The sequence below is a fragment of the Vicingus serpentipes genome (assembly GCF_007993035.1).
Taxonomy (GTDB): Bacteria; Bacteroidota; Bacteroidia; order Flavobacteriales_E; family Vicingaceae; genus Vicingus; species Vicingus serpentipes.
This window is the reverse complement of the sequence record NZ_VOOS01000005.1, coordinates 117,737-141,751: the sequence shown is the minus strand read 5'-3', so window position 1 is coordinate 141,751 and position 24,015 is coordinate 117,737. Positions and strand designations below refer to the sequence as shown.

Sequence of the window (24,015 nt, the reverse complement as noted above, 5' to 3'; positions counted from 1 at the left end):
AACTGGAAGTTACACAAATTTAATGTAAATATCACCGTAAGATGTATCTATAAAGTCTTGACTTTGAACATAGTCTATCATTTCTTGTCCGTTTTTCCATTTAGCTAAATGAAAACTCATTGTTTCACCATGTGATAAATTACACTCAATATTACCTAGCTTGTTAAGGTGTTGGATGCAATTTAAAACAACTTCTTTGTTTTCTGGTACAATGTATTCAATCGATAAAGATTTTAGGGGCTGAGACAATCCTTTTAAAACATCATACTCATATCCTTCTACATCTATTTTACAAAAATCAGGAACGCCATGTTCTTTAATCAAGTTGTCTAAAGTTGTCATTTCAATATCAACCGTCTTATCCCAATTAGCACCTTTAAAACGGTCTTCTTGCATTTGGTCAACATGACTTTTAGAAAACGAAGAAATCAAAGAAACATCAGAAACATATAATTTTTCAGTACTCTCTTTTTCGCCGAGCCCCTTTTTAATTAAAGGTAAATTAGGGAAACGTTTTTTTAAAGCTTGATAACATTCTTTTTGAGGCTCAACCATAACTACTTTAGCTCCTAATTCTAAGAAAATAGCGGTTCTATTACCCACATTCGCTCCAACATCAAAACATAAGCTGTTTGGTTTAACAAACTGACTATATAGTTCTTTCTGTTTATTTTTTTGAAGAGCAGTTACAATTTTGTTTTCTAACTTAATTGAAAATGCGTACAATCCTAACCCTCTTATTATTGATCTCAGTATTTTTCTCATTATATGCTTCCTTCGGTTAAGATTAAACTGTTTATTTCAATAAAACGATCTTGCATTTCTTCAGCTAAACCAGAATCTTTATACTTATCGTTTGTTAACATAATCAATTGCTGTAAAATGTATCTAGCTCTATCCATTTCACTTTGAATCGATTTTCTTTGCTCTCCTCTAAGAGTTAAATAGAATTTTAAATCTTCATGATAAGTGTTTACTAAGCTTCTTACAACTGCATTACCTTTTTCATATTCTTTTAATTTGTAATAAGATTCAGCAACTGGTATCATAAAGAAATTGAAGGCTACTAAATTTTCAGGCATTACTTTTATACAATAATCTAAAGCAGCAATAGCTTTATCATTTTCGCCTCTTCTTATATAATCATCAGCTAAACGAGAAAAATTGTTTCTAAAATTCATACACATTCTTCTGTTATTTTCATCCAGATAGATGTCTCCGTTTTCCATTCCACCCCAAACGAATTTCTCCATCAAGTTTTCTTGCATAATTGCTGTATGAACTTCTCCAGTTTGGCCATCAAAATTATTAGCTCTGTATGGAACTAAACGATAAGCCAATCCTTCCAATTGGAAAAATGGAGTTAAGCCAATATAGCTTGCATTACCAGTAGTAATTGCAAAATAAATTGGTCTTTTCCAATCATTTGCTGCTAATATATCTAAGATGATTAAATCATTTTTCATGATGTAATTCTTATCAACTGTCCATTCAACTTTGTCTAAAATTCGATCTGCATATTCAGCTGTAACAGTTCCATTTGCTAAAACAGTTTCTTTGTCAACTGAAATACTAAAGTTTTTAGTTGGCAAGTAATCTACTTGTTTTCCAGTATTTACACCAACTTTAGATTTAGGGCTGTCATCAATAACAAAATCAATCGCTTCATCAATATCTATATGACCTTTAATTCCTCTATCATAAACAGGAACATAATCATTTGTACCTTGTCTGATTTTATAGTCAGGAATACGTTGAGGAATTCCATCTGCATCCCAAGCTTTTCTTCTCATTTGCTCGATATACCAATCGGTATTCAATAAGCTCAAGTTAACAACTCTAACGTCAGTCCTGTAACCCTCAACTTCTTGTACATACCATAAAGGGAAAGTATCATTGTCTCCATTAGTAAATAAAATTGCATTTGGAGCACAAGAATTTAAATAGTTCTTAGCAAAATCTCTTGCTGTATATCTTCCAGAACGATTATGATCATCCCAGTTTTGAGAACCCATTAAAACAGGTGCAGCTAATAATCCAACAAGAGTAACAGCAATTGCACTAACTTTTTGAGGAACTTTTTTGCTTAGTATTTCATATAAAGCATAAATACCAATTGAAATCCATATAGTAAATACATAGAAAGAACCTACGTATGCGTAATCTCTTTCTCTAGGTTGAAATGGAGGAGGATTGGTGTAAAAGTTAATTGCCATTCCTGTGAAAAAGAATAGTAATCCAAGTACTAACCAATCTTTAGGATCTTTACTAAATTGATAAACTAATCCAATTAGCCCGATAATAAGTGGTAAAAAGAAATATGTATTTCTTCCTGGATTATTTTTTGTTGAAGAAGGCACTTTACTTTGATCTCCTAATCTTGCGGAGTCAATAGCATCAATACCACTAATCCAGTTACCATTAATAATTTCTCCCTGACTTTGAATGTCGTTTTGTCTTCCAACAAAATTCCACATGAAATATCTCCAATATAGGTGTCCCCATTGGTAATTAAATAAGAAAGCTAAATTTTCTCCAAAGGTTGGAATTTTAACTGTCTCACCATTTGAAGCTCTTACATTTTTTCCTTTAAAATTACTCCATTGTTTGTAACCATCAATATGGTGACCTTGAGAACTCCACATACGAGGTAAAAAGCCAGAAGCTTTACTATCATAATTTGGTTCGTTTTTCTCGCCTTTATTAGTTTGTTCATATTTACCAGTTTCTTTGTTTTGGTAATAAACAGCTTTGCCTTCTTTATATGGTTCTTGAGCATCAAGAGGTGTGTTGAATGATTGCCCAGTTAAAAATGGAGCAGAACCATATTGTTCACGATTTAAGTATGAAAGCAAACTAAATGCATTTTCTGGATTATTTTCATCCATCGGAGGATTAGCAGCAGAACGTAACATGATTACTGCGAAAGTTGAATATCCAATTAAGATAACAGTAAAACATAATATGACAGTATTCCAGATTACTTTTTTGTTTTTCTGAGTATAGTATAATCCATAAGAAACCAATCCAGCTAATAAGAGTAAGTAAAATAATAACCCTGAATGAAATGGCATTCCAAATGAATTAACAAAAAGAATCTCAAACATAGAACCTAATTTATAAGTTCCCGGAATAATGCCAAATTGAACAATACCAAGTATTAATAATGAAAAGCCAGTAGCTGTAAAAAATGTTTTTACGTTTAATTCTCTTGTTTTAAAATAAAACAAGAAAACCATAGCAGGAATAGCTAATAAGTTCAGAAGGTGAACTCCAATAGATAATCCCATTAAATAAGCAATTAAAACCATCCATCTTGTACTGTGTTTTTCACTTGAAACAGCATCCCATTTTAAGATTGCCCAGAATACAACAGCTGTAAATAAAGACGACATAGCATAAACTTCTGCTTCTGTAGCTGAAAACCAAAATGAGTCTGAAAAAGTATAAGCTAATGAACCAACTAACGCACTTCCTAAAATTGCAAATTCCTTTCCTTTAGTTATTTCTCCAGTTTTCATGGCTAATTTTTTAACCATTGCTGTAATAGTCCAAAATAAAAATAAGATAGTAAATGAACTACTTAGAGCTGACATAATGTTTATAGCATAAGCAGCTTTTTCTGCAGATCCAAACATTGTGAAAATCTTACCCAAAAGCATAAATAATGGAGCTCCTGGAGGATGACCTACTTCTAAGTTGTAAGCCGTTGCGATAAATTCACCACAATCCCAAAAACTAGCAGTTGGCTCAATTGTCATTAAATAAACAGTTGTAGCAATTGCCCAAACTAACCAGCCTAATATATTATTTAATTTTTTGTACTCCATTTTTTGTAAATTTTTATAGGAAGCGAATTTATGAATTTCTGAAAGATAAATTGTTAAAGGAAGTTAATCAATGTTAAAATGTGTTTTTTATAAAAACAAAAATAAAAAAAGTTGCAGAAAAATAAATTTTTCATAAATTTGCCGACCTTATTGTCCTATGGTGTAATGGTAACACTCCGGTTTTTGGTACCGTCATTCTAGGTTCGAATCCTAGTAGGACAACAAGTAAAAAATTAAAGCCCTTAACAATCAATTTGTTAAGGGCTTTTTTTGTTTTTATAAATATTAATGATTGGACTCTTACCTTTATTTGTGCTATCCTATAAATTTCATTAAAAAAGCTACCTTTTTTCTTTATAATCGTTAAGTTTGTGTAACTTAAACACCATTTGTAGTTTAAAATTTTATTTTTTGAAATGAACAATTATATGAATATGATGAAAAGCTTTTTAATTCTAGGTTTTTTTATTTTCTCTTCAACTGCTTTTTCTCAGAGTAATGATTCTGATAAAGATTTGTTATTGAAATATTCTCAGGAAGAAATTGACAATATTAAAGTTCAAGATTTTGAAGAATATGAATATTTAAAATATTGCGCTAAAAATGCATTTTATTTAAACCCAATTCCAATGGAGAAAATGTCTGAAGGGCAAACTAGAATTGGTTCAATAACTATAAAAGATGCTAGCAATATAAACTTCTTTGAATTAAACTTAGAAATAATTCAAGATGATTATCAATATTTCGCAATCGAAGGTACTGATCAAATGTTAGTCGTAAAATCTAAAGATCATATTTTAAAAGAATTAAGAAAATAGTAAAATTTAATTTATGAAAAATTTATTCTTAGGAATCTTATACATATTATCAGTTACTCTATATTCTCAATCAACTATTTTAATTAGTGATTCTGATTTAGATTTATTAAATCCCCTTGATTGTAACGCAAATTCTGGACCGATAGCTAATTTTTTTGACACAGGAAATAATTCAGCAAATTATTCTGATAATGAAAATGATACGATTGTAGTTTGTCCAGATTATGCAGGAAGTACTACAAAATTATCTGCTTCCTTTGGAATTAGTGCAGGTTTACTTTTTGATGTTGACGCTTCAGATACAATTTTTGTTTATGATGGAATTGGAGTTAATGCACCTCTTTTAGGAAAGCATAATTCTAGTACTGACCCATTAGGGTTTAATTATATAGCATCATTTGAAAATAACGCTACTGGATGTTTAACTTTTAGATTTAAATCTGATTTAGCAGTTACAGGGACAGGTTGGGATGCAAATTTATCTTGTATTCAATTGCCACAACCATTTACACCTCATATGGAAGCTTTTGTTAATGGTGCAGGTGCAAATGCATTAAACCCAAGTGATACAGGATATGTTGATGTTTGTTTTGGTGATTCAATTTTATTTGTTGCAGGAGATCAATTTCCCTATTCATTAGAAAATACTGGTTTAGGCTATTCTCAAAATAGTTCTAATGTAACTTATAAATGGAGTTTTAGTGATGGGACTACAGCTTTAGGAGATAGTGTCTGGTTTACACCTCCAGCTAGAAGTGGTTATTTGGCAACATTGAAAATTACAGATCAATTCCCTCAATCTCAGAGTATAATATCTAAGGTTAGAGTATCTACAATTCCAAGTTTTTCAGGAATAATTAATAATAGAGATTCTATTTGTTTTGGTGATACTACTGTTATTATTGGAGGTGTTACTGCTACTGATACTGTAGGAGTTGATCCTTCTGAAGCTAATTTTCAGTTAGGAGGTACTTTTGCTGGATTAGTTTATTTGCCTGATGGTAGTGGTATTAATTATACAGATACTATTAATATAAGCGGGTTTTTGCCTGGACAAACGTTAACTAGTGTTTCTGATTTAGAGCAGTTATGTTTAAATATGGAGCATTCTTATTTAGGAGATTTAGAAATGACATTAACTTGTCCAAATGGAACTGCAATTAGTATTTTTAATAGTTATTCTCCGGGCATTATACCTGGAGGTTTTAATGGTGGAGGAACTTTTTTAGGTAACGCATTTGATGCCAATATTGGAACACCTGGGGTTGGTATGGAATATTGTTGGTCATCTACTTATAATACTTGGGGAGATTTTCCAACAGAATTTGGTAATAATAATTTTGTAAATGTTACAAACCCTGTTAATGGAAATGCAATGAATCCTAATGGTATTTATTTACCAGAAGATTCATTTTTAGATTTTGCAGGGTGTCCGTTAAATGGAAATTGGTATATTACTGTAAGGGATAATATTGGAACTGATGATGGTTTCATTTTTGAATGGGGAATTCTTTTTGATCCAACTATTAATCCAAACAATGAAACTTATACAACTTCAATTGTTGATGAAGGATGGTTAAGTGATCCATCAATAATTTCTGGAGAAAATGATACTGCAATTGTAGTTCAACCTCCTACTACAGGAATTTACAATTATACTTATGCAGTTACAGATAATTATGGTTGTGATTACGATACTACTGTTTCAGTATATGTATTACCAACACCAGAATTAAGAACAGATACTACAGCATGTAATAATCAATTTCAAATTACGGGTACTTCATCTTATTTAAACCAAGGTTTTTGGACAGGTTCTGGACCAGGAACAGTTAATTTTTCTCCAAATAATACAAATTTAAATCCTCTTGTTAATGTTACTGCTGAAGGAAGTTATACTTTGTATTATACGGATGATCAGTGTAGTTTGACAGATAGTTTTGATATTATATTTGCTCCTAGTCCAGTAATTCAATCAGATACAACAATATGTATTCAAGATTATCAAGTTGCAGGAACATCTTCTTATGATGGTGGTCAATGGACTTATAATGGACCAGGTACAGCTACTTTTTTACCAAATGACACAACTTCAAATCCACAAGTAATGGTCGATTCAGAAGGACTTTATACATTAACTTATACTGATAATCAATGTGCTATTGCTAATTCATTTTTACTAAATGTTGTACAAACACCTTCTGTTCCTTTAAGTGACACTTCTTGTGTAAATCAATTTCAGTTTGTAGGAACATCTTCTTATGATGGTGGTCAATGGACCTATAGTGGTCCTGGAACAGTTACTTTTACAACTAGTGAATCAGTTGAAAATCCTTTGGTTGAAGTTGACAAAAAAGGATTGTATGAATTTACATTTACTGATAACCAATGTGCAAAGGATAGTACGTTTGAAGTTTATTTCCCTCAATACGTAGTATCTAATCTAGTAGATTTGACTTTTTGTTTTGGTAGCGAAGAAACCTTTGATGTATCAACGTCTGTAGCAGAAGCTTCATTTTTGTGGAGTACTGGTTCAACCGCTCCTTCTATTACAGTTCAAGATTCTGGTATTTATTATGTTGAAATAACAGGGTTGTGTAATAGTGTTGAAGATTCAGCAATGGTGACATTAAATGATTGTACACTTTCAGGAGTTAACGTTATTACTCCAAATGGGGATGGCTTTAATGATTTCTTAGTATTTCCTAACCTAAATTATTATCCAGAATCATCGTTAGTTATTTTTAATAGATGGGGAAATAAAATTTATGAGACGGATAATTATAAAAATGATTGGGATGGAAGTGACCAATCTGACGGAACATATTTTTATGTGTTGGTGCCAGACGGCGCAAGTGTAGATGCTAAGCTTATAAAAGGAACTTTTACTTTGTTAAAATAAAAAAAAGCCCCGATTAGGGGCTTTTTTTATAAGTGATTTGTAGAGTTAATTTTTACTAATAAATGCTATAGCTAGCTTTATATCTTCGTAATCAACTTTCCTGTCTAATTCCTCAAAAATTACTTTTAAGCTAATAGGTTTGCCTTTTGGTTGGTTATTGTATGCTTTTTCTACCTTTCGCATAATACCTAACTTAGGTTTGTAAAAAGATAAATCTTCTTTTGGGTAATCTTTACAAATTTTAATAAGATGACTCGCAATTGTCCCAACACTAAGACCTCTTTCTTCTGCAATTCGTTCTATAGATTTTTTTTGCTTTAAATAGGCTAATGTTGTTCCGTATGTAGTATCTTTTTTAGTTGTCTTTTCTTTTAATTTCTTTTTATTTTTTTCAATTTCTTTTTTGTCAAGTAATCCTCCATTATCCCTAATAAATGTTGTTGCAAGAATATCTAGCTCTTCAAAAGTCAATTTTTCATCAATATTAGATGAAAGTTCTTGAAAACGTATATCTGCTTTAGCAGCTAAGTTGTCTACTTTCAAAGCCATTTCATTTAATCCTATCAATTTTAAATTTTCAATATTTTTTAATCTAGAAAGAGCTACATACCCTTGGCCTCTTTCAAAGGTTTTAGAAAGATCAATTTCAGCAGAATCTAATGTCATTCCTTGGCATTTATGAACTGTTATTGCCCATGCTAACCTTAAAGGAATTTGATTATAAGTGGCTAATGTTTTGCCAGAATCATCATTAATAGACCACTCTTCTTTTTCTGTAGTTATAGTTTTACCTGTTAACAATTTTATTGAAGGGAATCCTTTGTCATTAAAGCCAATAACATTACCTAAAGAACCATTTACATAGCCTTTTTCATTGTTATTTTTAACAAACATAACTTTAGCTCCAATTTTTAGTTCTAATTTTTCGCTTGCTAAAACGGAATTCTTTAAAGTTTCAATAAGCTTTGGATTTCCTTTGGTATTGGCGTTGTACTTTTTAGGTAAACTATTTAGTGTTGCTAAATGTTCTGAGTTAATTGTATCTACATCATAATTGTGGGTGTATAATTTTGTAGGTTCCTTGTCAGTTAAGTTATTATTTGCTGCATTTTTTAACTTCATATAGCTAGGTGAAGAAATTTCTCCGGTTCTTATTTCGTTTAAAATTTCATTTAAATCATTATCACTTTGCCTAAATTGTTTAGTTAAATAGCAGATAGAGAGTTTTGCGTTTACCCATGCTTCTGACATAAAAGCAAATTTATCTCTACTTAATTCTCCTTGATTTCCTATTGGAGGTAGCTGAAAAAAGTCACCACACAAAACCACTTGAATTCCGCCAAAAGGTTCGGTATTATTTTTAAAATACTTTAAAACAGTATCAACTAAATTAAGTTGGTTTTTATGCAACATTGAAATTTCATCAATAATTAAAACCTTTACTTTCTCTAGATGATCCTTTAAGTATTTTTTAGATTTCATACTTACTAAATTACCATTAGTAAGGTGCTCTTTTACTCCAATTCCTGCCCAAGAATGTATTGTCATTCCATTCATATGTGTTGCAGCAATACCTGTAGATGCAGTAATAGCAACTGTAATTTTTCTTTCTTTTAAAAATTCAATGTATTGGTTCAATACGTAGGTTTTACCAGTCCCTGCAGAACCTGTAAGAAAAACATTTTGTCCAGACTTTAATATTGCAAGGGCTTTTTCTTGAAGCATTGATGAGTAATTAGTAAAAACCTAAAATTAGCTAATCTAGTTTGATTATGTTAGTTCAGTTTAAACTTTAAAGTGCTCTAAAGACATAAAATACAACAAAAAACTAAAAGTGGTAAAAAAGTGTAAATTTGGAACATGTTAAAAAGAATATTTTTTTACATTTTTATTTTTATAACTATTCTTAATGCTGGTGCCCAATGCCCTTTAAGTGTTCAGGTTATTTCAGATAAGCAGATTCCTGTTTGTAAAAATACGCTTGTTAATTTTAAAGCAGAGCCTTCTATTGGAGTTGTGAACCCTCAATACATTTGGACATTTAATGGAGATACGGTTAGTTTTGACTCAACTTTTTCATCAACTAATGTTGGTCAAATTAATCTTTATATGGAGACAACAACAGGTTGTCCTCAAAATAATGCTTCTAATATTAAATATTTATTGAATGTTGATATCCAAGTTGATTATGTTTCCCCTGAACCTACAGAATGTAATCAACCAGTAAACGATATTTCAATCATAGATATTTCTGGAGGTACTGAACCTTTCACTTATTATTTGCATACCGCTGAAGAAGATTTAGCCCAGAGTAATTACTACTCAGACTTACCTATTAGTACTTATCCTCTTGTTGTAACTGATGGTGAAGGATGTGTTGATACTACATGGATGAGTATGACGACAAAAGAATGTGACCCTATTATTCCCTCACAGATATTTACTCCAAACGATGACGGATTCAATGATACGTGGTTTATACAAAATATAAAAGACTATCCTAAAAATAAGGTTTATATTTTTGATAGATGGGGTCAACGCGTCTATTATAAAGAAGGTTATGATAATGTTGATGGTTGGGATGCCAAATATATTGGAGGAAATCTAGCGGTTTCTACTTTTTATTATGTTATTGAGTTGGAATTTGACAAACAAGATAGACAAGTGTTTAAGGGACCAGTCTCTATTTTAAGGTGATAATGAAAAAAGGGTTATTTATAATATTTATTGTTTTAGGATGTTTTGCTCAGGCTCAACAAAATGTTCAATATACCCAGTATTCATTTAATAATATGAGTTATAACCCTGCATTTATAGGAACAACTAAGTGTTTGTCATTTAAAGCTGGAACAAGAATGCAATGGGTAGGTTTTGAAGGAGCTCCTCGTACATCTTTTGCAAGTATTCAAAAAACATTTGGGTCTAAAAATTTTCAAAATAAAGGTAAACACGGTCTAGGATTGTACATTGAACAAGATGAATTACATATTACTACGAGGACCTATGTGAAATTAGGATACGCTTACCATAAAAAATTGTCAAGTAAATTTACTGCCGGCTTAGGAGTATATGCTGGGATTCAACAATATGCTTTAAATACTGCAATTGGACCAAATAATCCAGATCCAGTTTTAGCAAATTCAGATGGCTCAGAATTGAAATATCCAGATATTATGCCTGGATTACTTCTATATAGCAATAAAGTCTATTATAGTTTTTCTATTAATCAATTGTATTTTAAAAATATGGGACTTGGAGGGGATGAAAATAAACAAGTAAATCAGTACATGTTTGGCTGGGGGCATAAATCACCTGCAGGGAAGTGGACTTTATTTAAATCAGTATTATTAAAAACAAATATGACTGCTCCTCCAGTTTTAGATATGAATTTAAATTGGGATTATAGAGGTGATTTTGGAATTGGCTTAGGTTACCGAACAGGTGAAGCTGTAAGTGCTCAGTTAAAGCTTAAATTACTTGCTTCTGTTTCATTAGGATATGCTTTCGATTATCCTTTAAACAAAATAATGGGTAATTATACTCACGAAATAATGATAAGTTTTAGTAGATGTCCAGAAAATGGTGTAGGTAGTGGTAGTGGAAAAGATTCCCACTATTGTCCGGCATACAATTAAATTTCTTTGATAAGTAATTTGACTTTATCGTAATCAATATTTGTGGCTATTGGTTCTCCTTGAATTCGTTCAATTATAGTTTGTTTACCGTTTTTTCTTACTGATCGAATATTACTTTCATCAATAAATAAATCACCAAGCATTATCCAAGTTTTAATTTTTTCCATTATTTTTTTCTTTTAGCATGATGTGGTACAAATTTTTTATTTGAAGGGCTATTCGTAGTTTTTTTATTGTTTAGTGTAAGCTTGCTTAACAATTCATTTTCTCCTCTTCCGCTAAGAACATTTCTAATCCAACCTTGATTTTCTTTTTTATACCAAAAGAAAAACCTGTTTTGATCTTTTTTATCTTGTTCCGTTTTAGGTGTTTTAACTGGTTTTAGTGTGTATGGGTGATAGCCTGAATAATAAATAACAGTAGCTACAGTCATTGGGGTTGGGGTAAAATCATTTACCTGTTCTAACTGAAACCCCATATCTTTAGTTTCGGCAGCCAAATTTGCCATATCTTTTAATTCACAAGCTGGATGACTCGAAATAAAATAGGGTATTAATTTTTGATTTAAATCAAGTTTTTTATTTATTCGATCAAAAGTCTTTTTAAATAAATGAAAGTTCTTAAAAGAGGGCTTCCTCATTATTTTTAAAACATCATCAGAAGTGTGCTCTGGAGCAACTTTTAATCTTCCAGAAACATGATACTTAACAACTTGTTCGGTATAATGTTCTATATCTTCTGGGTCAGCATTTTTATTAAACTCAGGCACCAACATATCGTAACGGATTCCACTTCCAATAAATGCTTTTTTTATTTTAGGGTTGTCTGTTACAGATTTATAAATATCGGTTAGAGGCTTGTGAGAAGTATCTAAATTATGGCAAATACTAGGCGAAATACAAGATGGGCTTACACATTTATCACAGATTTCTTGAACCTTGCCCTTCATTTTGTACATGTTAGCTGAAGGGCCTCCTAAGTCGCTTAAATAACCTTTAAAATCAGGCATTGTAGTAACTTTTTCAACTTCTTTTAAAATCGATTCTTTTGATCGGCTTGCAATAAATTTTCCTTGGTGAGCAGATATCGTACAAAAGCTACAACCTCCAAAGCATCCTCTATGAATGTTAATGGAAAATTTAATCATTTCAAAAGCAGGAATTGGTCCTCTTTTATTGTATTTTGGGTGTGGAAGACGTGTGTAAGGTAAATCAAAAGAAGCATCAATTTCCTTCTCGGTCATTGTAGAAAAAGGAGGATTGATCACTAATTTTTTATTCCCTATGGTTTGAGTTAGTCTGTTAGCGTATAGCTTGTTTGATTCTTGCTCAATGTGTTTAAAATTAGAGGCAAAAGTTTTTTTATCTTTTAGACAAGCTTCATGTGAAGCTAGTTCTTTATCTTCCCACTGTTTGTTTTTAGGTAATTCATCATTTTTGTCAATTAAAAAAGCGGTTTGCTTTATTGTAGTTAACGACGAAAATGGTACGCCTTTTTGAAGTAATGTTATTACCTCACGAATTGGTTGTTCGCCCATTCCATAAATCAATAAGTCAGCTTTTGCTTGATGTAAAACAGAAGGCCTTAATTCATCACTCCAATAATCATAATGGGTAACCCTTCTTAGGGAAGCTTCAATTCCACCAATAACTATAGGTGTTTCTGGAAATAAATCTTTTAAAATATTGGAATAAACTACTGTGGCGTAATCAGGTCTAAAACCAGCTTTCCCTCCAGGAGTATAAGCATCATCTGAACGTAATCTTTTATTAGCAGTGTAGTGATTAATCATTGGATCCATACAACCTGCGGTAATACCAAAAAATAAATTAGGAGTTCCTAATTTTTTAAAATCACGTAAATCATCTTTCCAGTTTGGCTGAGGAACAATGGCTATTTTGAGCCCCATGCTTTCAATTATTCTTCCAATTACAGCACTACCAAAGGCAGGATGATCAACATAAGCATCACCACTAAATAATATAATGTCTAAGTTGTCCCAGCCCCTTAATTCAACTTCTTTTTTAGTTGTAGGAAGCCAATCTGTAAGTGAATACTCATTTTGCATATTGCAAAAGTAAGTATTCATTTAACAGGTTGTTGAGTTTTAGTTGTCGGCTAAGTCATTTACTAAATTCTGAATGACAATAGCAAAGTTGTCAGTTTCGTCAACTTCTATTCTTTCGTCTGTAATTTGAGCCATAATAAATACATCGTTAATGTCGCCATCAATAAAGTTTTTACGAGCATTTAATACATCTTCAAATTTTTCATATCGTCCTATAGAATAGATATCGTCTGAAGTACTAATTTCAATTATTTGTTCATTATCAATTTGTTCTAAAAGCTTATCTACTGTTTCTATAGAATTTACGGGGATTGCCAAAGCATAATAATGTTTTAAGCCAGATTTTTGAACATCTAAAAGGTAATTCACCTCTTTTACGGTTATCTTTTTACTGCCTTTTCTTTGGTTTGAAGCTTCCTCTGTAAGCATATCATTTTTATATTGAATCGAAATTGCTTCTGCTAAAGGAATTTCAATTTGGTTTTGGTAAGCTATTATACTTGTGTTACAGCCTATATTATTTAATAAATTTTGAATTGAATCAACTTCAGAAAAGTGTTGAAATTTGCCAAAAATATAAGTTGATGAGTTGTTACTTATAATATGAGTTAAATAATGATATTCTGTAATAACAGTTTGAGATTTTTCAAGATCATTACTATTTAATGAAATTTGGTAAACTATGCCTTTAGGTAAATTGGGGTTAAAGCCATTGCTATTTGAAGCAGTTAAAAAACCTAAGGCTATTACGAGATATTTAATAAGTGGTTTCATGGCTAATTAGTTTTAGTTAATAATTAAGTATAGTTTTCTTAAACCCTTATAAGTTAGGGCTTAATGGGTATTTGACTAAAACAAACTAGTTTGGTAAGTTGTTATATGTTTTTACTTACAAAAAGGAATAAATGTTTCATTAAATGGCGAAAATAAAAATTTTCAGAATAATAAACTGATTATTTTATGATTGTGGATTCTTATTTGGCTATAAATTGTTATGGCAAATTAAATGTTGTTCTCTATTCTGTTTAAAATAGAAGAAAGATATTTCATAAGCTCTAAAGAAGCAACTTTGTGTTCGGTTATAAGTTCTATAAAATCGGTGATTAATATTTTAAGTCCTCTTGTGGATGTTGATGTAAATGCAGAATAATTACAGTACCCTTCAATATAAACACTATCAATCCCAATTAGTTCGTTGTTAGAAAGGTGCAAGAAATCAATTTCACTTTTATTTTTTATTTTTTTTAGAGCAACATCTCCTTTTTCAATAAAATAAATATACTTTGTAATATCACCTTCTTTAAATAAAAGTTCATTTTTATTTAAGTTAAAAAAACCAGAAGAAATTGATTTTATTTTTTCAATTAAATCTAGAGGTAACTTACTATTTGAAATATTTTCTTGCATTTCTTGGAATAACATTAGCTAAATTAAAGGATTAGAAGCCCCAATAAAATGACTTACATCATATTAAAATTGATAAGGTGAATTTTTACATTTTAAAAATATTATTCTTTCTATAGTCCCAATAATAAAGACTTTAATTATAATGTAATATTTTACACAAATATTTTGTTTAACAAAAAATAAAAAAAAGTAAACAATATGTATTTATTTTGTTTAATATTGTAGAAAAAATGTTAAACAAAAAATATAATATCATGAAAAAATTAGTTTACAAATTAGCACTAGGAGTCTTTTTAATACCTTCTATTGCATTTTCACAAACAGCGAGATTACAGATTATACATAATTCAGCAGATGCTATAGCAGACCCTGTTGATATATATGTAAATGGAGTTTTACTTCATAACGATGTTCCATTCAGAGCAGCTACTGCTTTTGAGAATGTTCCAGCTGGAGTAACATTAAATGTAGGAATTGCACCAGGAGCAAGTAGTTCTGTATTAGATACTGTTGCAAACTTTCCTGTAGTATTAACTGCAAACGAAACTTATGTAGTTGTAGCAGATGGAATTGTAAGTTCAACAGGCTATTCGCCAGCTCAGCCATTTGGTTTAGCAGTTTATGGAATGGGAAGAGAGTCAGCAACAAACCCAAATAATACAGATGTATTGGTTCACCACGGAGCTACAGACGCACCAACAGTAGATGTTTATGAAACAGGAGTAGGAGCTGGAATAATTGTAGATGATATGTCATACGGAGAATTTAATAGTACAGGTTACTTAGAGTTACCAACGGCAGATTATACATTAGAAGTAAGAGATGAAACAGGAGCAGTAACAGTTGCAACGTATTCAGCACCATTATCAACATTAAGTTTAGATGGAGCAGCATTAGTAGTTGTAGCATCAGGGTTTTTAAATCCGGCAAACAATAGTAATGGAGAAGCTTTTGGATTATATGTTGCATTACCAACAGGAGGTGCATTAATTCCATTGCCTGCCGTGGCTTCCACAACAGCGAGATTACAGATTATACATAATTCAGCAGATGCTATAGCAGACCCTGTTGATATATATGTAAATGGAGCTTTACTTCATAACGATGTTCCATTTAGAGCAGCTACTGCTTTTGAATATGTTCCAGCTGGAGTAACATTAAATGTAGGAATTGCACCAGGATCAAGTAGTTCTGTATTAGATACTGTTGCAAACTTTCCTGTAGTATTAACTACAAACGAAACTTATGTAGTGGTTGCAGATGGAATTGTAAGTTCAACAGGCTATTCGCCAGCTCAGCCATTTGGTTTAGCAGTTTATGGAATGGGAAGAGAGTCAGCAACAAACCCAAATAATACTGATGTATTGGTACACCACGGAGCTACAGACGCACCAACAGTAGATGTTTATGAAACAGGAGTAGGAGCTGGAATAATTGTAGATGATATGTCATACGGAGAATTTAATAGTACAGGTTACTTAGAGTTACCAACGGCAGATTATACATTAGAAGTAAGAGATGAAACAGGAGCAGTAACAGTTGCAACGTATTCAGCACCATTATCAACATTAAGTTTAGATGGAGCAGCATTAGTAGTTGTAGCATCAGGGTTTTTAAATCCGGCAAACAATAGTAATGGAGAAGCATTTGGATTATATGTTGCATTACCAACAGGAGGTGCATTAATCCCTTTACCTCCAGTATTCCCAACTTCAATTAATGAAATTGAAAATGTAAGTATTGATTATTTCCCAAACCCAACAAATGGATTAGTTAATATTAAAGGAATTAATTTAAATAATTACAATATTTCTATAACAGATGTTTCAGGTAGATTGATTCAATCTAATAATTATAGTGTTAATGATAACCAATTAAATATTCAAAATTTATCTAACGGTTATTATAATGTAACTTTCATTAATAACATTGAAGATATAAAAACAATACAGTTAATTAAACAGTAAAGGTAGGTTATTGATAACTGTTAAAGGGCTTGCAAACTGCAAGCCCTTTTTTTATTAAATATTTTGAAATAAAACTTTAGCTTTTCTATATAATTCTTCTGCTTGTTCATAATATAAGGTTTGTTGACCATCGCTAAATGCATTTTCTGGTTGTTCATGAACCTCTATAATAATTCCATCGGCACCAGCAACAACTCCTGCCAAAGCCATAGTTGCTACATGTTGTCTTAATCCAATACCATGAGAAGGATCAACAATTACAGGTAAATGGCTTTTCTCTTTTAAAATAGGAATGGCATTTAAATCTAATGTGTTTCTGTAGGCATTTTCATAAGTTCGAATTCCTCTTTCGCACAATAATAGTTTTTCATTACCATTTGAAAAAACATACTCAGCCGATGCTAACAATTCTTCAATGGTGCCTGACATTCCTCTTTTTATTAAAACGGGCTTGTCTACTTCGCCTAATACATCTAATAAGTTAAAATTTTGAGAGTTTCTTGCTCCAACTTGAAAGACATCTACATAATCTAACATTTCTTCAACTTGAGAGACTTGCATTACTTCAGTAATTACTTTAATACCATTTTCTTTACAATGTTTATAAAATAATTTTAATCCATCCATTCCTAAGCCTCTAAAAGCATAAGGAGAACTACGAGGCTTATAAACTCCACCGCGCATTATTTTAATATTGTTTTTTAATAGGTGTTGAACAGTATTTTCAATTTGAGCTTCATTTTCTATAGAGCAAGGACCAGCCATTATTGCTAACTCATTTCCTCCTATAGTTACATCATCTCCTAAATCAATTATTGTTCTGTTGATTTTCCATTTTTTAGATACTAATTTATAAGCATCAGAAACACGATGAATATCTTCTATTCCATCTAGATTTCCGATTGTTCTTATGTCAAAATCAACTTTTGGAATACCAATGATATAGTTTTTAAATTGTGTTTTAACCTCATTAGATTTAATATTTAGGCCGCTTAAAGAATTTAGTAATGCATCTTTTTGCAATGAGGTAATAGTATCGGATAATTGAATTATCATTTTATTGAAGTAATAAATTGTTTAATAGTTTCTTTTATATTTTCACTGTCAGTTAACGCTTTAATAAAGGCACTTCCAATAATGGCTCCATCTGCATATGTACAAGCCTGTTCAAAAGTTTCTGCATTGCTAATTCCAAAGCCAATTAGTTTTGGAGTAGTAATATTTAAAGCGGCTATTTTTTTAAAATATTCTGTTTGATAATTTTGAATCTCTGATTTACCCCCAGTAATTGCATAAGAAGAAACAACATATAAAAAAGCAGAGCTCTCTTTAGCAATTTCTATAATTCGCTCATCAGCTGTTTGTGGAGTTATCAAAAAGCTCATTTTTATATCATATTTTTCAAATAGCTTTTTATATTCTTGCTGATAAATATTTAAGGGCATATCTGGAATGATTAAGCCATCAACTCCCACTTGAGTTGCTTTTTTTACAAATTGTTCAACTCCATATTGAAGCATTTGATTGTAATAACCCATCAAAATAATTGGAATTTGAACAGATCTTCTAATTTCTTCAACTTGTTTAAAAATCAATTCTAATGTAATTCCATTTTCAATAGCAATCTCACTACTATATTGTATTGTTGGGCCATCTGCTAAAGGGTCAGAAAAAGGCATCCCTATTTCGACCATGTCTACACCACTGCTAACTAATTCTTTAACAATATCAACGGTATCATTTAAACATGGGAATCCAGCCGTTATATAGACATTTAAAATGTTCTGTTTTTCTTTAAATGTATTTTCTAATCTGTTACTCATTGTCCATTATTTTCATGTAAGTTTCCATGTCTTTATCTCCCCTTCCAGAAAGGTTAATAACTACATTTTCGTTAGGTTTTAAATCTAATTTGTTTAACACAGCCAATGCGTGGGAGGATTCCAGTGCTGGAATAATTCCTTCTAATTTAGTTAACTCAAATGCTGCCTCTAAAGCTTCTTTATCAGTCGCGCCTAAAAAAGTGCCTCTTCCACTTTTAAATAAATGTGCATGTAAAGGACCTACGCCAGGATAATCCAATCCAGCTGAAATAGAATAAGGTTCTGTTATTTGTCCTTCTGAGTTTTGCATTAATAAAGTTTTACTTCCATGTATTATTCCTTCAGTCCCAATTTGTGTGGTTGCAGCTGTCTCTCCAGTTAAAACTCCTAAGCCATCAGCTTCAACTGCAATTAGTTCAACTTTTTCATTGTCTAAAAAGTGATAAAAAGCACCAGCAGCATTACTTCCTCCACCAACACATGCAATTACTTTGTCGGGGTAATTTCTACCCGTTTTTTCTTTCAACTGGAATTGCATTTCTTCAGAAATTATTGACTGAAACCTAGCCACCATATCTGGATATGGGTGTGGCCCAACAACAGAACCAATCAAATAATAAGTGTCTTTTGGATTTGCTATCCAATCACGAATAGCTTCGTTTGTTGCATCTTTTAATGTTTTACTACCTGATTTTGCAGCCCTAACTTCGGCTCCTAACATTTTCATTCTTGCCACATTTGGTGCTTGTCGTTTAATGTCAATTTCTCCCATGTAAACTATACAAGGCATATCCATTAATGCACAAACTGTAGCGGTTGCAACGCCATGTTGGCCAGCTCCTGTTTCTGCTATTATTCTGGTTTTACCCATTTTTTTTGCCAATAAAATTTGACCAACAGTATTGTTTACTTTATGTGCTCCCGTATGATTTAAGTCTTCACGTTTTAGGTAAATATTGGAATTGTATTTTTCGGATAATCGCTTTGCATAATAAAGTGGAGTTGGTCTTCCAACATAATCTTTTAAAAGTGATTTATATTCATCTTTAAATTCTTTAGATTCAATAATGTCTAAATAACAATCCTTTAATTTTTTAACATTAAGGTAAAGCATTTCAGGTATAAATGCACCACCAAAATCTCCATAAAATCCATCCTTATCAACTGAATAATTCATCTTTAAATAATTTTATGTTAGTTATATTTTTATAACAATTAGCTGTTTCAAATTTGCTGTTAATGTCAATTCCTACAAATTGAGAGTGCTTAAATATTTTAATTTGATCAACCATTGTTTCATCTATTCCTCCGCTCAATAAAAAAGGAATGTTTTCTGAATATTGATTTAATAACTCCCAGTTAAAAACTATTCCATTTCCTCCAGCTTTTTTTCCAAACGCATCGAATAAAAAATAGTCACAATAAGGTTCATAAGCTTTTAATTGTTTAAAATCGAACTCAGGATGAATGTTAAATGCTTTAATAATATCAACACCCAAATCCTTTATTTTTTGGCAAAATTCAGGTGATTCATTTCCATGAAGTTGAGCACTATTAAGTTTGAAACTTATAATTTTTGAATGAATAAATTCTTCGCTTTCATTTACAAAAACACCTACTTTTTTTATGTTGGAAGGGAAATTAACTTCAATATGATCAACAACATTTCGTGGAGATTTTTCATGAAAAATAAAGCCAATAAAGTCTGGCTGGAGTTGAATTAACTCAGCTATATTAGAATTGTCTTTCATCCCGCACACTTTAAGCAATAACATTTCGAGTTAGGTTTATTTGTTCAATAAATTTTTTGGCTGTTATTTCTGGTTCGGCAGTTTTCATGAAATTTTCGCCAATCAAAAAACCATCAAAACCATGAGCTTTTAAATCCATAATTTTTTTTGGATTATTAATTCCGCTTTCTGCGATTTTAACTGTGTTTTCAGGTAATTGATTTGCTAGTCGGATAGAGTTTTCATAATCTACTTCAAAGGTTTTAAGGTTTCGATTATTAATACCCACTAAGCTTATTTCAGGAATGTATTTATCTAATTCTTCTTGGGTGTGAATTTCCAATAAAATTTCCATTCCAAGTTGAAAAGCTAGCTTTGAAAACCGGGTTATTTCTTCTTTAGTCAATACAGCTGCTATTAATAAAATAGCATCTGCACCGATAGATTTTGCTTCAATAATTTGGTATTCTGAAATAGTAAAATCTTTTCTTAAAATAGGACAAAAATTAAATTTACGGGCAGTAATTAAATCGCTATTCTTTCCACCAAAAAAATGATTGTCGGTTAAAACTGATAAAGCAGAAGCGCCAGCTTGCATATAACCAATGGTTACTTTTTCTACATCAGCATAAGCGTTAATATTTCCTTTTGAAGGAGATTTGCGTTTAAACTCCGCAATAATTCCAGATTTATCATCTCTTAAAATGTATTTTTTTAAGGACACACAATCGGAATTAAAATAAATACTTTGTTCCAATAATTTTATTGGATGAGTTGATGCCCTTTGTTCAATTTCTTTTCTTTTGAAGGCAATTATTTCGTCTAATATTGTCATTTTTCTTGTTTAATTAATTACCGCCTTAAGGCATTTTATTGCATTACCAGCTTCTAAAGAAGCTATTGCTAAGCCCTTACATTCATCATAAGACTTAGTTGGTTCAAAACATTGAATCGCAAAAGCAGAATTCGCAATAACAACATTTTGTTGAGCTTTAGTTCCTTTATTTTCTAGTACATCAATAAATATTTTAGCTGCTTCTTGTATAGTTTCTCCACCATAAATGGAAGCTTGATTTAATTGATCAAAACCAATTTCTTTAGGAGAAATTAAATAGTCTCCATTATTTGAAATCAATTTAAACTTGCTTGTCAGTGATATTTCATCATATCCATCTAAACTGTGTACCACCTTAAAATTCTTAGTAGAATCTTGTAGCAGGTAATTATAAATTCTAGCTAATTCTAAATTAAAAACTCCAACCATTTGATTTTTAGGAAAGGAAGGATTAACGATTGGACCAAGCATATTAAAGAAAGTTTTTACTCCTAGCTCAGCTCTAATTGGACCAACGTTTTTCATTGCAGGATGGAATAATGGAGCATGCATCATACAAAAATTAGCGATATCTAATTGCTTCTTTAATTTAGATTCATCATTGGTAAATTTATATCCTAAATACTCCAGCACGTTTGATGAACCACAATTGGAAGAAACACCATAGTTTCCATGTTTAGCAACTTTATAACCAGCTCCTGCAACTACAAAAGAGGAAATAGTAGAGATATTAAATGTATTTTTTCCATCTCCACCAGTTCCACATAAATCTATTGTATTAAACTCACATAAATCTATTTTTAAGCACAAGTCTAAAAGGGCTTTTTGAAAACCTTTAAGCTCGTCAACAGAAATGTTTCGCATTAAAAAAACAGTCAAAAAAGAAGCTACTTGAGATGAATTGTAAGCTCCATTTCCAATCTTTGTTAATACATCGTAAGCTTGTTGCTCAGATAATTTTTGTTGTTCGAATAATTGATTTAAAATTACTTTCATCAGATTGCTAAAAAGTTATTTATGATTTCTTTTCCATTCTCAGTTAATATCGATTCTGGATGATATTGAACGCCATAAAGATTATAGTCTTTATGTTTTAAAGACATAATCTGATTGTTTTCCTCAATAGCAGTAATATTTAACACTTCGGGGAATTTTTCTCTTGATATTACCCAGCTATGATATCTCCCCACATTGAAGTTTTGTGGTAAATTTTTATAGATTAAATCTGAATGATCTGTTACTGTTAAATTAGTAGCAACACCGTGATAAACCGTATCTAAATTTTCTAAATTACCACCATAAACTTCACCAATAGCTTGCATTCCTAAACAAACTCCTAGTATTTTTTTAGTTGGAGCATAAGTTTTAATTAAATCTTTTAAAATACCTGCTTCACTTGGTAATCCTGGGCCTGGTGATAAAACAATTGTTTCGTAATTGTTAACTTGTTCGATAGAAATCTCATCGTTTCTAAAAACATCAACTTCATATTTTCCATTTGCTTCAATATAATGAACCAAATTGTACGTAAATGAATCGTAATTATCTAAAACTAATATCTTTTTCATAACTGTTCTGCTAATTTTAATGCTTGTTGTAAAGCTCCTAATTTATTTTTCACTTCTTGCATCTCACTTTCTTCGTTAGATTTAATAACAACACCTGCTCCAGCTTGACTGTAAAGTGTATTTTTTTTACTTAAAAAACTTCGAATAGTAATTGCATGATTCACACTTCCATCAAAACCGAAATAGCCAATTGCACCCCCATAAAAACCTCTGTTTGTATTTTCATACTCTTCAATTAGCTTTAATGCTTTATACTTTGGAGCTCCACTTAATGTGCCTGCAGGAAAAGTATCGGCAAATAATTGTACTGATTCTTTTTGATTAATATCAGCTGTTACCTCAGAGACTAAATGTATTACATGGCTATAAAACTGAACTTCTTTATAAGTTTTTACTCTTACATTTTTTCCGTGTTTACTCAAATCGTTTCTTGCTAAATCTACCAGCATATTATGTTCGGCTGTTTCTTTAGGATCTGCTGCTAACTTTTCTGCTAATTCTCTATCTTCAATATCGTTACCAGTTCTTTTAAATGTTCCTGCTATAGGGTTAATAGTTGCTTTTCCATTTTCAACTTTTATTTGTGCTTCAGGTGAAGATCCAAATAACTTATAATCTCCAAAATCGAAATAAAATAAATATGGTGATGGATTTACTGAACGAAGAGCTCGATATACATTAAATTCATCGCCTTTAAATTTTTGTAGAAACTGACGAGAAAGCACTATTTGAAAAACATCGCCTCGTTGACAATGAAACTTTCCTTTCTTAACCATTTCTTTAAAATCATCATCGGTTAAGTTAGAATGTTGTTCGCCTTCCAATTTAAAATTATATTGAGGGTGTGATGTTGTTTTCACTAGCTTTTCAATTTTGTCAATTTCACTAATTTCATCATCAACTAGATTTTCTATTATCGTTAATTCATTTTTAAAATGATTGATTTGAATAATGTATTTATAGAAGCTATAGTTTATAATAGGAATTGCATTCTCCTTTTTATTTTTTTTAATATTTATTTTTTCAAAGTATTGAATTGCGTCATAAGCAGTATAACCAAAAATGCCATTAATAGTTTTTTCTTTTACTGGAAATTGATTGATGAATTGTTGTAATCCTAAAGTTACATCGCTCCCTTGTATAATAGTTGCATTTTTGTCAAGACCTAAACCGCTAATTTGAATGGAATTGCTTTCTACTTTAAAAGTTGCGAGAGGTGCTAAACAGATAAACGACAAAGCATTTTCATTGCTATGATAGTCAGAACTTTCTAGTAAAAAACTATTATAAAATTTATCTCTTAAATTAAGGTGTAAACCAACAGGAGTAATAGTGTCAGCTAAAAAAGTTGTCGTATTTGTAGTAATATTCATTTTAAATTTTTTGATATAAAAAAAGGCTTAACGTGAGTTAAGCCTTTTTTAAATTTCTT

20 protein-coding genes and 1 tRNA gene are annotated in these 24,015 nt (G+C 31.1%); 6 read left to right on the top strand and 15 right to left on the bottom strand.

Translation table 11 applies throughout. The annotated features are described in order from the left end of the window. Positions 1-9: 9 nt before the first annotated feature. A complete protein-coding gene (locus tag FRY74_RS11020) occupies positions 10-765 on the bottom strand; it encodes an FkbM family methyltransferase (RefSeq protein WP_147101551.1) in 756 nt (251 codons plus the stop codon). Beyond that, entirely contained in the window at positions 765-3,830 is a 3,066-nt protein-coding gene (locus tag FRY74_RS11015; protein ID WP_147101548.1) for a glycosyltransferase family 117 protein, read from the bottom strand. Before FRY74_RS11015 ends, FRY74_RS11020 begins: the two co-directional genes overlap by 1 nt. Before the next feature lie 151 nt (positions 3,831-3,981). Between FRY74_RS11015 and FRY74_RS11010 the strand changes: the two genes are divergently transcribed. From FRY74_RS11010 to FRY74_RS11000, 3 genes are all read left to right on the top strand, one after another. Continuing rightward, a tRNA-Gln gene (locus FRY74_RS11010) sits at positions 3,982-4,052 on the top strand. Between the two features lie 194 nt (positions 4,053-4,246). Further along, positions 4,247-4,648, top strand: coding sequence for a hypothetical protein (locus FRY74_RS11005; RefSeq protein ID WP_147101545.1), 402 nt, complete (start codon positions 4,247-4,249; stop codon positions 4,646-4,648). A 13-nt stretch (positions 4,649-4,661) separates the two neighbouring features. Next, the gene (locus FRY74_RS11000; RefSeq protein ID WP_147101542.1) at positions 4,662-7,550 is read left to right on the top strand and encodes a T9SS type B sorting domain-containing protein; all 2,889 of its coding nucleotides are present in this window, start codon (positions 4,662-4,664) and stop codon (positions 7,548-7,550) included. Positions 7,551-7,595: 45 nt separating this feature from the next. On the opposite strand, the gene FRY74_RS10995 is transcribed toward FRY74_RS11000, so the two are convergent. Further along, complete coding sequence (locus FRY74_RS10995) at positions 7,596-9,275, bottom strand: AAA family ATPase (RefSeq protein ID WP_147101539.1); 1,680 nt, start codon at positions 9,273-9,275, stop codon at positions 7,596-7,598. A 135-nt stretch (positions 9,276-9,410) separates the two neighbouring features. Here FRY74_RS10995 and FRY74_RS10990 point away from each other — a divergent pair, with 135 nt between their 5' ends. Together FRY74_RS10990 and FRY74_RS10985 are read left to right on the top strand one after the other, a co-directional pair. Next, complete coding sequence (locus FRY74_RS10990; protein WP_147101536.1) at positions 9,411-10,247, top strand: gliding motility-associated C-terminal domain-containing protein; 837 nt, start codon at positions 9,411-9,413, stop codon at positions 10,245-10,247. A gap of 2 nt (positions 10,248-10,249) precedes the next feature. Beyond that, the gene (locus FRY74_RS10985) at positions 10,250-11,185 is read left to right on the top strand and encodes a PorP/SprF family type IX secretion system membrane protein (RefSeq protein WP_147101533.1); all 936 of its coding nucleotides are present in this window, start codon (positions 10,250-10,252) and stop codon (positions 11,183-11,185) included. Here the strand turns inward: FRY74_RS10985 and FRY74_RS12920 are convergent. The 4 genes from FRY74_RS12920 to FRY74_RS10970 form a co-directional block, all read right to left on the bottom strand. Then, positions 11,182-11,352, bottom strand: coding sequence for a hypothetical protein (locus FRY74_RS12920; protein WP_170228015.1), 171 nt, complete (start codon positions 11,350-11,352; stop codon positions 11,182-11,184). The genes FRY74_RS10985 and FRY74_RS12920 overlap by 4 nt on opposite strands. Continuing rightward, positions 11,352-13,253 carry a YgiQ family radical SAM protein gene (locus FRY74_RS10980; protein ID WP_147101724.1) on the bottom strand — a complete coding sequence of 634 codons (1,902 nt, stop codon included), beginning with the start codon at positions 13,251-13,253 and terminating at the stop codon, positions 11,352-11,354. Before FRY74_RS10980 ends, FRY74_RS12920 begins: the two co-directional genes overlap by 1 nt. 39 nt (positions 13,254-13,292) lie before the next feature. Continuing rightward, entirely contained in the window at positions 13,293-14,027 is a 735-nt protein-coding gene (locus tag FRY74_RS10975) for a hypothetical protein (protein ID WP_147101530.1), read from the bottom strand. A 228-nt stretch (positions 14,028-14,255) separates the two neighbouring features. Next, positions 14,256-14,675: a cyclic nucleotide-binding domain-containing protein gene (locus FRY74_RS10970; RefSeq protein WP_147101528.1), complete on the bottom strand. Its 420-nt coding sequence runs from the start codon at positions 14,673-14,675 to the stop codon at positions 14,256-14,258. A gap of 239 nt (positions 14,676-14,914) precedes the next feature. Between FRY74_RS10970 and FRY74_RS10965 the strand changes: the two genes are divergently transcribed. Continuing rightward, positions 14,915-16,627, top strand: a complete 1,713-nt coding sequence (locus FRY74_RS10965) for a T9SS type A sorting domain-containing protein (RefSeq protein WP_170228014.1) — start codon at positions 14,915-14,917, stop codon at positions 16,625-16,627. Positions 16,628-16,681: 54 nt separating this feature from the next. Here the strand turns inward: FRY74_RS10965 and aroF are convergent, their stop codons facing one another. The 8 genes from aroF to FRY74_RS10925 are packed head-to-tail and all read right to left on the bottom strand — an operon-like array spanning position 16,682 to position 23,956. Continuing rightward, positions 16,682-17,683, bottom strand: coding sequence for a 3-deoxy-7-phosphoheptulonate synthase (gene aroF / locus FRY74_RS10960; RefSeq protein WP_147101523.1), 1,002 nt, complete (start codon positions 17,681-17,683; stop codon positions 16,682-16,684). Continuing rightward, positions 17,680-18,450: a tryptophan synthase subunit alpha gene (gene trpA, locus FRY74_RS10955; RefSeq protein ID WP_147101520.1), complete on the bottom strand. Its 771-nt coding sequence runs from the start codon at positions 18,448-18,450 to the stop codon at positions 17,680-17,682. Before trpA ends, aroF begins: the two co-directional genes overlap by 4 nt. Further along, positions 18,443-19,627, bottom strand: a complete 1,185-nt coding sequence (gene trpB / locus FRY74_RS10950) for a tryptophan synthase subunit beta (protein ID WP_147101517.1) — start codon at positions 19,625-19,627, stop codon at positions 18,443-18,445. The genes trpA and trpB overlap by 8 nt, the downstream gene beginning before the upstream one ends. Further along, positions 19,611-20,201, bottom strand: coding sequence for a phosphoribosylanthranilate isomerase (locus FRY74_RS10945; RefSeq protein WP_223265871.1), 591 nt, complete (start codon positions 20,199-20,201; stop codon positions 19,611-19,613). Before FRY74_RS10945 ends, trpB begins: the two co-directional genes overlap by 17 nt. Before the next feature lie 10 nt (positions 20,202-20,211). After that, positions 20,212-21,015, bottom strand: a complete 804-nt coding sequence (gene trpC / locus FRY74_RS10940) for an indole-3-glycerol phosphate synthase TrpC (RefSeq protein WP_147101512.1) — start codon at positions 21,013-21,015, stop codon at positions 20,212-20,214. Positions 21,016-21,024: 9 nt separating this feature from the next. Next, entirely contained in the window at positions 21,025-22,011 is a 987-nt protein-coding gene (gene trpD, locus FRY74_RS10935) for an anthranilate phosphoribosyltransferase (protein WP_147101510.1), read from the bottom strand. Continuing rightward, on the bottom strand, positions 22,011-22,583 hold the full coding sequence (locus FRY74_RS10930; RefSeq protein WP_147101507.1) for an anthranilate synthase component II: 573 nt from the start codon (positions 22,581-22,583) through the stop codon (positions 22,011-22,013). The genes trpD and FRY74_RS10930 overlap by 1 nt, the downstream gene beginning before the upstream one ends. Next, complete coding sequence (locus FRY74_RS10925) at positions 22,580-23,956, bottom strand: anthranilate synthase component I family protein (protein ID WP_147101505.1); 1,377 nt, start codon at positions 23,954-23,956, stop codon at positions 22,580-22,582. The genes FRY74_RS10930 and FRY74_RS10925 overlap by 4 nt, the downstream gene beginning before the upstream one ends. Positions 23,957-24,015 lie beyond the last annotated feature (59 nt).